Raw genomic sequence first — 14,547 nt, 5'->3', positions numbered from 1 at the left:
TCGTTAGATATTGAGGTAAACCAAGGTTTTCGTCTTTTGTCACTACAATAAAGTGTTATTGATCATTCAGTATAGATAGATCATCATCAGTATTTGTATCTTGAGCTGGAGAATCAAAGCTTGCGCTGTCATCCATGACATCCACACCAACATCAGTATTATCTACGGTTGTCCAATCTTGGTTTTGTAGATCGCCTCCATCTTGAACTCCTGCATTATTACTGTCTGCACTTGTCCCTTGCATCTCATAGTTTGAATCAACATCAATTAAACTAAATCCAGTGGCACCATCAATTGGGTCGTCCATTGCGGTCATTCCAACCATTTCAACTCTGACTTCTCCAGAGAAACTCTCATCAATGGCAAGAGCAACAGGTTGCGATATATCACTCACGACATATCCACCCTCTCCATCAGATAGTCCTTGAACTGGTTCTATGCCTTCAGGTAACCCATTAATTTGAATATGATCAACCTCATCATTACTAGAGATCTCACTAGGTATATCTACATTAAGAGTATCACCCGGTGCTGCGGTGTAATCAGCCTCACTTTCTGATGAATTATCAACACGCAACGATTCAGAATCATCAGTCTGAGCATTGGATGAAGATGCGTCATCAATATTATTTTGAGTCAGCGCTACCTGGTGGGTTCCTCCATCAGAGGTAGTGAAATCCACATTAATTTCGCCGTCATAATCAGGGGTAGTCCAGAAGCTCCATGTCCCGTTATCATTATCAATCAGAGTGCCGTTATCCCCCGAGTAAGAAACACCAGAAATACTATTTTCAGGCGTATTTTCTTCTAATGTATTAAGTAAATCCGAACTCAACAATAACGCATAACCATCATCATCAAAAACAAAAGAAGACTCATATTCCGGTTGGCTACCAAGCTCTTGAGTTACAGAGTTATCCGCAGGGTCTTCCACTTCATCCAATGATACGACTGACACGGTCACAAAGAAATTACCATTAAAATCTGCTGGCGGTGTCATGGTCATACCATCAAGATTCCAATCACCAATATCGATATTCTGTCCTTGCTCGGTTATCGTCACGCTATGCTCGCCATCTCCGACAGCAAATCCAATTGGATACCCTGTCATCATGACACTGGTCATAATTTCTGATGTATCTAATTGTTCAATATTCAGTCCGAAATGTCCTGTTGAATCTTCAGGGAAAACCAGAGGCCCATCGAAGCTTGTAGTAATTGCAACACCATCAGCAACAGGACGAATATAGACGTTCATATCCATGCTGACTTCTGTTGTGCCATCAGTCACAACAACTTGTAAACCGGTAGTGCCAGCAAAATCATCCGTTGGGGTGAATGTCCAAGTACCGTCTTCATTATCAATGACTGTGCCTTCCGCTTCTTCTCCTTCAGCGGTAATCACTCGTGATACGGTTAAGACGCTATCAACATCACCAAAAAGATCAATCAAATCAGCACTATTGAACGTTACTTCACCGTCTTCATCCGTTGCTAAATGTGCATTGCCTGATTGGAATGGCGCATCATCAACAGGAATGATAGTCAGGTTTACGGTTCCTTCCGTTGTTAACTCTCCATCACTCACCGCATAAGCAATATCTATCGGGCCATTGAAATGTTCAGGCACAATAACTTGATACATTCCTTCTTGGTTTTGAGTAATTGAAGCTTGAGCAGGTGAGCGAACACTGACGCTTTCCAACGTAAGTTCTACGCTATCGACATCACTTACTTGCGATAAAATGAAGTTAGGGTCAATCAATAAGACTTCGTCTTCATTTTCACTTATCACCAATGTAGGGGCAACAGGAGCATCATTAATTGCGGTTACGGATAATTGAAGTTCTGTAGCAACAATATGTAAGCCATCACTTACATCAAAACTCACATCAACAGCACCATTAAAATCAGCGTCTGGTATAATTGTGTATGAGCCGTCTTCATTTAAAGTAACGGTTGCTTGCCCGTTGGTAACCACTAAATTTGTTGCTATTAAATCATCACCATTAATGTCACTTGCATTTGCTAATAGATCCGCTTGGCTTAATGTTATTGAATTATCTTCATCAATGACAGCAGTTATTGGCGTCACTTCTGGCGCATACTCTATAGCATCAACATGGATTGTTTGTGTCGTCGTTGAACTGTCTTGATTAGACTCTTCAGTCGACGTAGCTTCAATAATCAGGTCAAACTCATCGCTATATCCCTCTGGTAATTCAAGAGAAATAATTTGATCTAATATAATCGTTGGTATAACTACCGGATCATCACCAATGATTGGAATTTCACCACTATAGATAGATTGGTTCGTTTCACCTAAATTAATTGTAAAAGTGAAATCATCATAATCTCTATCGCCACCACCATAGATATCTTCTATACCATAGACTAGCTCACCCTGCTCATTCATTGTTGTTCGAGTATGCTCTACTCCGTCTTGATTTAGGTTGATGCTATTACCACCATGATAAATGGTATCTCCATTTTGACTTTGAATCAGAGTTTCAATGCCACTTTCATCAATAAAAACAAGTTGAGGATCTATTGAATCCATTGTGGATGGTGACCCATCTTCATCTCTAAAAGCAAATTCGCCATTGTGCATCTCAGCAAAGTGATTATGATTAAATCCATTTGGTACAACGAATAAATTAAAGCTTTTCCCTTCTTCAATATCAAATGAAAAAGAAGAAGAACCAGGAATGAGATCACCACCAGAACCTTGCTCTGAGGCATTTTCATACACTAATTTAACATCTGAAATTGCCCCATCAGCTTCAACAATATAGTAACCTGCAGAGTTTTGATAACCGGCCTCTTCTCCTTGGAAAGTAACGGTAACATTAGTATCCGCATAGCTCGTTAATCCATAATTTTGGTCATTAATAATTGCATCGCCATTATAGTGAATGACACTCCCTTCAGGCGCGCCTCCCATTGTGACAACTAAGCTTTCTGATAAATCTTGGTCTACAAGTTCTGCAGCTAAATTCAGTTCAATAACATTTGCATTATCTCTAATGTCATCGCCATCATTAATCGCTTGGCCTTCACTATCAGTAATTACCAAATCAGGAGCATCAGCAACAGCATCAACAGTAATGGCAATATTCGCATTCACACTATCAGTACCGTCACTGACGCTGAAGTCGAGATTTAACGAACCACTAAAATGTTCATTTGGTGTAAACGTATGTGTTCCATCATTATTAGAAATCAGAGTCCCATCGTCACCAAAATAAGTGACTGATTCAACACTTAATTCATCGCCGTCAACATCAGAAGATCCCGTAAGAAGCTCTTCGTCTGTAATAATCAGCTCACCATCTTCGTTTAATGTAAAGGTATGATCTTGAACTACCGCTAAATCATTTACCGCTGTAACAGACACATCAACTTGGGCAGGAACAACTGCACCATTACCATCATCAACACTGTAATTGATTGAAAAATCACCATTAAAGTTTTCATCTGGTGTAATAGTGTAAGTACCATCACTATTGTCAGTAACTACACCATTTGGAACAGAAATATTGCTAATCGAGCTTTCGCCACTGACTGAATGTTCCCCTTCTCCCTCAGAGCTACCAGAACCTTCAGTATTGTTGTCAGGTTCATTACTTTCATCATCAGTGCCATTTACTACATCACTAATATCAATAGCGTCTAAATTACCACTCACTTCAGCTTGGCTAGGTACTGCAAACTGACTCTCTGAAGCAACAAATTGTGCTGGGACAATCACACCATCAACAATATCAAAAACATGCCAATGATCACCTGTCGGGTTTTCAGGTAAGTTAGGCACAAATGAGGTAACTAAAGTGTCTCCAACAAACACATCAACCTTCACATCATCAACACCTTCAACATCCCATGAGCGAGCGGTGTAGTTATGCACTGAATAATGCATATTTGCATCAGCGTAATTCGGAATTGAAATCGTTTCAGGGCCATAACGATTGGTATCATCTACATCTTGTAGGACGCTTCCATCTCCCAATTGATGCGACATATCTTGATAATAGATATGATCAAGTTCATCACCTGTCTCGGTGTTATACAACCATAAGTGATTATCCAAGTCACGAGTTTCGCTCGAATCACCCCATGTCACAACAATACGCATATCAGTCACATCCATGACCTCAGATATCGCTATTGTACCGCTGTTTAATGTTTCCCCTTCATTCACAGAGAAGCACGAAGTAATACACCCTTCTTCAGTAATGAATACCGTACCTTCCTCTAAAACGAATCCAGTGACAGAATATGAACCATCCGTATCAGTAACTGTGCTCGCACTATTGCCAAACCCATCACTTAACTCAATAGAGACGCCAGAAATAGGCTCTCCGCTTTCGGCATCAACCACAATCCCTGTTGCTGTTGTTTCTGTTCCTTGCGCTCCAATATTCGCAGTTAAGTCATCACTATCTACATCAGTTGCAAATTGCAGTAATTCTTCTTGAGTAACAGTATAAGAGCCATCTTCCTCAATCGTGATTTGAACATCAGCTGAAATAACAGGCGCATCATTTACAGGGTCGACCGTTAATAATAAATTCGATACAACGGTATCAGTTCCATCATAAATGCCATAATTGACATTAATCATTCCGTTAAAGTCTTGATGTGGCGTAATAGTGAATGACCCGTCATCATTAGCAACTATTTCTGCATTTTCAGCCACTAAATTCAGTGCAGAAAGTGCATCACCATCAATGTCCGCAGCATTAGCAAGTAGTTGAGCTTGAGTTATCGTAATTGAGTGATCTTCGTCAGTAGATGCTGAAATATCGCCAGACACAACGGTTAAATCATTCACTGCATTAACGGTTAAATCAATCCCTGTTTCTACAACATCAATGCCATCAGTAACGTCAAAACTAATCGCTAGCTCGCCATTGAAATTCTCATTAGGCGTGATCGTAAATGAGCCATCTTCATTCTCGATAATTTGTGCATTTCCACCCACAGAAAGATTAGAAGCAGTAAGATCATCGCCATCAAGATCAACCGTATGCGCAAGTAACTCGGCTTGAGTTAACGTAATAGAACCGTCTTCATCAATAGCTAACTCAAGATTACTGGAAACAATTGGGGCATCTTGCTGCGGAATGACATCAATAGTCACTGTTGCAGAATCAAATGAACCATTACCATCGGTAACTACATAATGAAAATCAGCCTCTCCTGAATAATTTGGTTCTGGAATATAAAGTACCTGACCGTCTTCAGTTAAGCTCACTTCCCCATGAGAATTATCAGTTGTATGCACATCAATAATAGTAAGAAGATCACCATCCGCATCTGAATCATTTGCTAATAAATCACCGACGCTTAACAATAACTGCCCATCTTCAAGCACTTGTATTGGTGTTGACGTAATGGTGTCATCAATATTAATCAGATCTTCTGTTACATCAATCGCTTGATCTGCTGTGTTGTAATTCAAATCAAGTGAAAGCTCACTGTTAATTTCACTGCCATCAGGCTGAATTGTAATTAACTGGAGATCTTCTGATAACGTACGTGAAACCGTCATATTCTGAACGACATACGTACCACCACCACCGCTAGTCCCTAATTCAAAGTGATGAACGGGTTGATCGGTTGTAAATGAGTATAAGTCTTGATACTCGCCTGATTCTCTAAACCCCCCCTGAGAATCAATAACATTACCTTCACTATCATAGGCCGTAATAACTACTTCTGTTGCTTGCGGATGCGATTCATCAAACCAACCGCCGAGACCATCCAATTGAAAGGTAATTTGATTAACATCCTCCCCATCAATCGTCACAACCAACGTATCGTCATTGGATAATCCATTATCTGATTGGTCACCAATACCGGCGCCCATCGAGTTTCCTGCCCCATTCCAAGCAAACAGGTCTCCATTGCTAACTTCAGTTGTTATTGTGACGCCATCTTCAGTAAAGATTGCGGTATTTCCATCAACAACCCCCCAATCAGAAGCTGAAGCTGTTCCATCAAAAATTGCTGTTTCTGTATTGTTATCAAAACTACCAACTTGAATATCACACGTTGCAGATTGAACGTCTTCCACATTAGGTACAAATTGAACTTCTGTATCAGCAGGATATTCCTCACCGACCACCATTTCTACCCATTCATACTCATCATTTAAATACTCTAATGTACCGTGCTCAGGTGCGGAATCTAGACGAATAAGAGGTTCACTAGCTGGCAGTGCCGAATCATCAACAGCAACAACAGGATCATTAATAGAGACAATTTGAATATTTGCTGTTGTACTTGCAGTCGCTCCTTCGTTATCAACAATAACAACGTTAAAGTCTAACTCTCCGTAATAATTAGGATTTGGCGTAAACGAGTAAGTACCATCTTCATTCTTAACTAATTCTCCTTCAAAGCCAGAATACGTTACCGATTGAACGAATACGTCCCCCTCAACATCACTTGAGTTAGCCAATAACTGTTCAGTTGTAAATGTCAGTACATGATCTTCATCTACTTGATAAGCGGTTGCTCCCGCAACGGGGATGTCATTAACGCCTTCAATCGTTAATTCTATACTGGCTTCAACCGTTGCTTCACTGTCTGAGACAGTAAAACCAAGATTAACATGACCATTAAAATTTTCATTCGGAGCAAAAGAAAAACTGCCATCTGGATTTTCAGATAACACACCATTCATTCCGGTATAAGTTACCGCATCAATGTGTAAGGTATCATTATCAATATCAGCAGAACCCGCCAATAACTCTTCGGCAGTAAAAGTAATGACACCGTCTTCTTGCATCGTAAAAAGCTGATCAACAACAGTTGGGGCATCATTCACAGGAGAGACATTAACAGCAAAAGTCATCGTATCGATTGTTGTATCTGAATGCTCCAACTCGTCAGAGTAAATAGAACGCTCAGATTCAACATTAACACCAAAGGTATGGCTATCCATCGCCTCATCACTAAATGCGCCACCTTCAGAGTTAGCACCTTGAGCACCACCACTAACAGAAAAAGACGATACTTCGGGCTCTTCAGCATTTCCATTATTAACACTAGACGTTGGGGATCCTTCTTGAGGTTCCTCGCCACCAACATCTTGAATTTCTGTATTTGATTGTGCTGATGTCGAGTTAGGCTCTTCAGTACCACTTTCATCAAGCTCGCTATCAACCACATTTGAACCTGTGTCGTTGTCAGCGTTATTGCCTTCTTCTTCATTTACGGCTTCAACATTGTTCTCCTCACCTTCTTCTGCTGTGGGTGAGTCATTTAAGTCTTCATTGCTATTGTCTTGCGATTCTTCTTCTGCCACTAATGGAGCAACAGCATCAGTTCCTGTGGCAACGGTATTTGCCGCGGTCGATTGTTGATTATTTTGGTTACCAGTCAGACTATCCGAAGAAGATGCGCCATCCTCCGTAATTACTTGTTCAACAGCACCATTTAGATCATCATTTTCGTTATTATTCTCACTAGCCATGTGTTGCTCCTTGCCATTTATACTGACTTAAACACACCAATAAAGAGTATGCAGTTCATCAGAGAGCATAGGAAAGAGAGTAAGAAAAAACCAAAAAACAAATTTATTATGGATAATAGGAAGTTCTGTCCTATAGTGATTATATGTATTGAATTAATAGGTTAGTGGTTGTGATTAATATAGAAATGCTAGAAGAAATGTTTGGCGGCGATAAAGAGATAACTCAACAATTGTTTGAGTTGTATCTTGCTGAGAATGCCACAATGGGCAGTACCATATTAGAACAATATGAAGCGAATGATTTACCGACATTATTTCATACAGCACATACACTTTCTGGCGCATTAGGAAATTTATGTGAGATGGATATCTTACCTGCGATTAAGGAAATTGAAGCCGCAGCAAAAACAGAAAACACACCAAATAGGGACACCATAAACACCGTAGTAGAAGGGCTAAACAACATAAAAGATCAAATGGAAAACCATCTATCTAATTAACCGAATTCTTGGCAATACATCAATGGCATAAAGAACAAGGATGAACTTAGCCCATGAGTAATTTAGATAAAATAATAGAAAAATCCATCAATAACACTCATGTTGAGCGATTTAACAGTACAGGCACTAATGAAACAAAAGTCTCTACCCATAAGATCTTTATCATTCTTGTTATATTCGCTCTGTTCTTTCTGATCTGGTCTTCTCAAGCCAGTATTGATATTACTGTTTCAACACGAGGTGAAGCACTACTCGACTCGGATGTTGAAAAAGTACAGCACCTTGAAGGAGGGATCCTAAACGAGGTGTATGTTTCCCCCGGTGATTTAGTTTTTAAAGGCCAAAAGATTGCTTTATTGACTTCAAAAGATCGTGTATCTGAATTAAGTTCAACGCAATACGAAATTACCGGATTGCAAATAGAACAACAAAAATACAACGCTCTGATCAACAATAATACGCCCAACTTTAGCAACTACATTGATTTCCCAGAACTCGTTGAGACACACTCTTTATCATGGGAAGAAGAAAATAATCGTAATCGTTCAAGTGACGAATTAATTTTGCACGACATTAAACATAAACAAAGCTTAATCGCTTCAATGTTACGTCGTGTAAAATCATCCAACTCCCAACTCGGCTTAATCAAGCAACAACTCAAAATCAAACAACAACTGTTTGATGAAGAAATGGCTTCTTATATTGATGTTCTCAACATGAAAGTTCAGCACATGAACATGGTTAGAGAAATCGAAAATTTACGTGAAGCGATTTTAAATGAAGAATTTCAATTAACTCGCCTTGAAAAGCTTTTAGATGATACTCAAAAAGCCCGCAGTACCGATTACTACGCCAAGCTCACTGAAGTAAATAAACAACTAAAAATCAAACTTACCCAATTACCAACGATCAGCGATAAAGTAGATCGCTTACTCGTTTTCTCTCCTGTAGATGGAACCGTCGATAAAGTTAACTATAACTATTTATCTGCCATTATTTCCCCTGGAGATAGCATTGCTGATATTACCCCTTTGAGAAATACCCTTCACGCTGAAGTAAAAATACCTCGTAAAGATGTGGGATTTATCGAGAAAGGCCAAGAAGTTAAATTAAAATTCGATGCGTATAATTTTGCCAAATATGGTGTCATTACTGGCAGCATATCTTCTATTTCACGCAGCTCGTATGAAGAAAAAGAAGAAGAATACTACCTAGCAACAGTCAATATTAGTCAAAATTATTTAGAGCGTAATGGCATTAAATATCACATTTCTCCTTATATGGAATTTACGGCTGACATCAAAACAGGCAGTCGAAAAATTATCGATTACGCATTGAAGCCTGTAATGGCGGCATTAGATGAATCTTTTGATGAAAGGTAATGAATAATGAAACGATTTTTGCAGCCAAACACGCCGGTTATTCATGTCCTTTTTTTTATTACGTTAGGAATAATCCTTGCACAAGGTGCCTATTCTCTGCGAGAAGTATTGTCCGTAAATGACAACAACGAAAGCAAAAAACAAGTCTTACTGGTAAACAAATCAAGAGAAATATTAAATGGTATCAGTAGATTAAATGCCACATTAGAAGTGTGTACCCAAAGCAATTCAAATTGCAGTACCGCACAAGTGCAGTTATTTACGAGTGAGTTATCACGTGAAATTGATAATTTTCATGCCCTTATTGCGAATGAGAAATCTCTTGCATCATCCACAGGTATATTAGGGTTTGATTTAATTCAACTTTACATTAAAAAATACAATCGTACCTTTGACTTGAATGAACTCAAACAATCACTGGGCCTAGCCTTTACCAACAGTACTTCAATCATAGACAGTTTATTACTCAATCACGCGAGATTAAGCAAAGATAAACAAGATAATCACCTTTATATTCTACTGATATTAAATGGAAGTTTAATATTGGTTTTTGGTCTCTATTACTTTTTAAATACCCAATTAATACGGGTAGCTAACACCGAAAAAAATCGTATTTCCACCACTTTTAAAACCATTTCTAATGATTTAAAAACCATTGACCATGGTAAAGTGAAAGAGCGAATTTCAAACGTATCAACAAGCAGTATTGAAAAAAACATTTACGCCAAATTACTCTCTAGCTATGACCAACTTGAAGAACAAAAGTCAAAAACAGACTTATACCAGCGATTATATAATCTATTAGGTTATGAGGTTCGTGGTATTACAAACACCATTCAAGGTGGAGTAAAACTATTAATTAAAGATGCGGATGAAAGTGGAGCATTACTGGCTAAAGAAATTATGTCTGCCACAAACACATTAGAAAACCTTGCTGATAATTTTAATCGTCTCTCAAACATTGATGCAATGAGTCACAATAAAACCATTCATTTCTATCATCTAATAAGTGAACTCATTGTCTTAACTTCAACCAAAGCCAAACAACAATCCAAAAGTATTGAATGCTTTGTAGATAATGCCATTCCTCTAAAAATGTACGGCAACCAAACGGGGTTATTTTGGTTATTACTACTGCAAGTTTCAAACATGATTTCAGGTTCTAACCAGCCTAAAATACTATTAAACGCAACCTGCAGCAGCTCTGATCGTGTCGATAAACTCACTATAAATTTGCACTTGTATTTATATTTAGACGATTACGATACGATGACAAACCTTGATGATTTGGCGTGGGAGCAAGCACCAGAAAAGAACGTCGCGAATGATGAGTTATCTAACAATCTACTCAACGGTATTAATAACTACGTAGCAATAACGCAAGATTTAGGGTATGCAGAAAGACTGTATATTTCTTTTGATATAAATACATCAGAATACCAAACACACAATAATCGCTTAGCTGGCAAAAGCATTCTGCTTTGTGGTGAATCCGGCATTCAAGTCGATGTCATTGCAAATACGCTATCTAATCAAGGAGCAACCGTACTTGTTGCTCATACTGCCAATGATATCTTTAAATCTATGAAAGAATTAAATGCCAACGACGGTATCTTCTTAACCGATCGTATTAAAGGCATCACCCTCGATTCTTTCTGTAAAACATTAAAAGCACGCTTAACCAAGCGAAACATTAAACTTTTCTTGTCAGTCTCTAATTCTGCCGATATTGATGATATTTATAACCACGTTGATTACGTCTTCTATCACCCGTTCACCCCTGTTGATTTTATCGATAATATCCTCACCACATTAAATAGTGATTCAGGAGAAACAGAAGAAATCACAAGCCGATTCTTAATTGTTGAAGATGATAAAGTACAGCAATTCATTTTAAGCAAAATTCTCACCGGCTTCGAATTCCAGAGTGAAGGCGTTGATGATGGAGCTAAGGCTCTGGCGTTAGTAAAAGAAAACAACTTCGATATTATCTTCATGGATTGCATTATGCCTGGAATGGGGGGGATGGAAGCCACATCATTAATACGCCAATACGAAAAAGAACAGCGCTTACCACCAACAACCATCATAGGTGCAACCGCATTAACCAGTAACAAAGAACACAAACAATGTATTGATGCCGGAATGGATTACGTCATCAGTAAACCATACAAAAATGAAGAAATTTATGCTGTCATTAAGAAGTACATGGCCATAAGGAAAGTAGGTTAATGACAAAATCAACTCGTCCGCATGCATTTTTAATGTTAAGTTTATTGACGACATGGCATCCTATCAGCCATGCCAGTGAGTTGTCAGCGTTAATTAATGAAGCATTAGAAAACAATTATCAAATCATAAACTCTAGATACGAAGTAGAATCTTCTGAGTTCGATCAAAGCATTAGTGGTGCCTTCTTTTATCCAACCATTAATGCTAGTGCAAACACCACGTGGAATGATTCAGAAGTCGATTCCACTACCCCATCAAACAGTGAATACAATAGTTATGGTTATCGTGTATCGGTCTCTCAAACCATTTTAGATATGTCAAAAATTCGCTCTTATCAAGAAAGTGGCATTGACTTACAAATCAATAAACTAAAGCACGATAAGATCGTTAACGACATTATTATTCAAGTGGTAGAGAATTACTTTTCATACTTGAAATATCACTCTCAGAAAAAAGCGACCGATGCTCAATTTCGCTCATCAGAAGCTCGATTAAAACAGATCAGCCGTAACAATGAATTAGGCAATTTACCTAAAACTGACGTGTATGAAACTCAAGCTCAAAAAGAATCCACCTATAAGAAATTGGCCGACATTCGTAAACGCATTAACCTTGCTTTAGTGCAGCTACAATCCACCACTCAGGCTCCTATCAGACCGTCTTACGATGTTAAACTTAATAATCAATATGCTGAAATTGATTACTATGAAAAAAGCACTCTTGAGAAAAATCTTATTAGCAGTAACTATGATATTGCGATTGCGAAATCAAATTTAGATAAATCCAAACGCTCACTGACTCAATCTCGTTCTGATTTCTATCCGACACTATCTGCATCGGCTAATTATGAATACACCGACAGTAATTTTGATAGTTCAAAAACAGACGACGCTACCTATGCGCTTACTTTAGATATACCGATTGTAAATGGTGGCTCGGATTACTACGATTACCAAAAAAGTAAAACAAAAATTAGCCAATTTTCATCGCAATATGATCAAGCCGTAAATGATAATCGCGTCAACTTTGAAGAACTTATCTACAGTATCAATACCAATGTCGAATCTTTAGCTATTTTAAAATCCATCATAAAATCTAACTACCTTGTCTATAAAGGCAATCAACGCGCATTTAAGTTAGGCACAAAAACCTTAACTGACTTACTGAATTCTGAATCTGATCTGTACGACAATATTCGTGAGTATCACTCAAATCAGTACGATTACATCATTAACATGACCAAGCTTTACGCTTTATTTGGGGCGGTTGATTTGGCTTCTCTTGAAGATATTTCCAATAAAATGGAGCCCATCAGTGACACTTTTGATATTACTATTTTAGAGCGATTCACTGCAGGAGGAGTTAAGTAATGAATAAACTCCATTATTTACCACGACTTGGATTCTTCGACACTGTCTTTTTATTTGCATCAAGTTTAACAACAACCCTACTCGGCTTGGTGTTACCTTTTTCTATTTTGATTATTTTTGATCGTATTCTACCGAACAATTCAAGCTCTTCTCTTTACTTCATTTTTGCCATTATTTTGGTCGCTATCTTTCTAGATTATAAAGTGAAAAGCTTAGAGGATTCGATGGTGTCTCGTATTGGTAATCGTTTTGAAAAGAAAATAACCAATCAATTATTTCAGGCTATCTGTCATTCAAACTTATCTCTTTTTAAACGATTAGAAACTGGCGAATATTTAGAACGATTAACCACCATTCCGGGACTAAAATCCTTCTTTAGTGGCGATCTTATTCGCTCTGTTATTAATGCGTTTACCTGCTTAATCACCCTTTTGATCATCAGTGTGATTAATCCGGGGGCCGGGATAATCCTCACTCTTGCCTCGCTATTTTTATTATTGGTCTCTCTTCGTTTATCCAAAACAAAAATAGAATTAATGGAAAGAAAGTCTGATATTGAAGGCGTAACTAACTCAAAAGTGATTGAGATTATTTCTTATCCTTTAGATATTAAAAGTCGCTCAATGGAATATCGCTTAGAAAACCTTATGGAAACAATGGTAAATGAACGAGAACACCACACGACAGAATTTGAAAAACAAGAATCTCGATTTAATCTCACTTTACATTTAATTCAACAGCTCGCCGTTACCCTTACTGTCGTAAGTAGTGCTATCGCCGTGATTAGCTTAGATATTAGCCAAGGGGTAATGGCGGCAATTATCCTACTAACGAATCGTTATTTTGCTCCATATCAACAAACAATGAGAACCATTAGTCAATGGCGTGTGAACAAGAGTTATATCCAACGATTAAACGATATTTTATCAATGGAAGAGTCCCAACAAAGGGCAACCGCTCCTCAACCAACACCGCGCGTATTAACCTATCATGGCAGCAATGATTATCACTTTGCGGCAGAAAAGATATCAATTGTCTCTGGGCCGTCAGGTTCAGGAAAATCATCAATTGTTAGAGCCTTTACCAATAAACCTTTAACACAAGAATACCGACTCTCAATAAATGGATTACAAGCAGATAACTATTACCAATCCGATACGATAAGTAATGTGATCCTCGTTGATAAGCACAGTACTTTTGTTGATGGGACAATCATTGATAACATCACCTGCTTTCGCCCTCAGCTTCATAAAGCCGCGTATTCTCTTTGTGAAGCATTATCGATAAAAAGTGACATTGATGATCTTAAACTCGGTTTCTATACCGATATAACCACCACGGGTATCAAGCCTTTTTCTCGAAAAGTACATTTTGCATTACTCATTGTACGAGCATTACTGAGTAATAAAAAAATCATCCTAATAGACGATTTTGATTTGGTTTTTGACGACGATTTCAGCCTTAACTTACTCTCTTGTCTTCGCCCTCGAATTCAATCTTACTTGTTTATTATTGTGAGTAATAAAATTCAAGACACAGACACTAAAATTCAACACACTCCGATAAATGAGGTGGCTTAG

At 38.2% G+C, this 14,547-nt stretch carries 6 protein-coding genes; 5 read left to right on the top strand and 1 reads right to left on the bottom strand.

From position 1 onward, the window contains the following. Nucleotides 1-55: 55 nt before the first annotated feature. On the bottom strand, nucleotides 56-7,483 hold the full coding sequence (locus tag AC2IP4_RS17410) for a tandem-95 repeat protein (protein WP_486310772.1): 7,428 nt from the start codon (nucleotides 7,481-7,483) through the stop codon (nucleotides 56-58). A gap of 170 nt (nucleotides 7,484-7,653) precedes the next feature. Between AC2IP4_RS17410 and AC2IP4_RS17405 the strand changes: the two genes are divergently transcribed. The 5 genes from AC2IP4_RS17405 to AC2IP4_RS17385 are packed head-to-tail and all read left to right on the top strand — an operon-like array spanning nucleotide 7,654 to nucleotide 14,547. After that, a complete protein-coding gene (locus AC2IP4_RS17405) occupies nucleotides 7,654-7,983 on the top strand; it encodes an Hpt domain-containing protein (protein WP_061012449.1) in 330 nt (109 codons plus the stop codon). A gap of 53 nt (nucleotides 7,984-8,036) precedes the next feature. Beyond that, nucleotides 8,037-9,365 (top strand): HlyD family type I secretion periplasmic adaptor subunit, encoded by a 1,329-nt coding sequence (locus tag AC2IP4_RS17400; RefSeq protein WP_060993190.1) that lies wholly within the window; start codon nucleotides 8,037-8,039, stop codon nucleotides 9,363-9,365. 6 nt (nucleotides 9,366-9,371) lie between these two features. Beyond that, entirely contained in the window at nucleotides 9,372-11,597 is a 2,226-nt protein-coding gene (locus AC2IP4_RS17395) for a response regulator (RefSeq protein ID WP_486311201.1), read from the top strand. Continuing rightward, nucleotides 11,597-12,967 carry a TolC family protein gene (locus AC2IP4_RS17390; protein WP_486311200.1) on the top strand — a complete coding sequence of 457 codons (1,371 nt, stop codon included), beginning with the start codon at nucleotides 11,597-11,599 and terminating at the stop codon, nucleotides 12,965-12,967. The genes AC2IP4_RS17395 and AC2IP4_RS17390 overlap by 1 nt, the downstream gene beginning before the upstream one ends. Beyond that, on the top strand, nucleotides 12,967-14,547 hold the full coding sequence (locus AC2IP4_RS17385) for an ABC transporter transmembrane domain-containing protein (RefSeq protein WP_486311199.1): 1,581 nt from the start codon (nucleotides 12,967-12,969) through the stop codon (nucleotides 14,545-14,547). Before AC2IP4_RS17390 ends, AC2IP4_RS17385 begins: the two co-directional genes overlap by 1 nt.

The sequence above is a fragment of the Aliivibrio thorii genome, from assembly GCF_057368585.1.
Note: the sequence above shows the minus strand (reverse complement) of the source record. Positions and strands in the feature narration are given on the sequence as shown.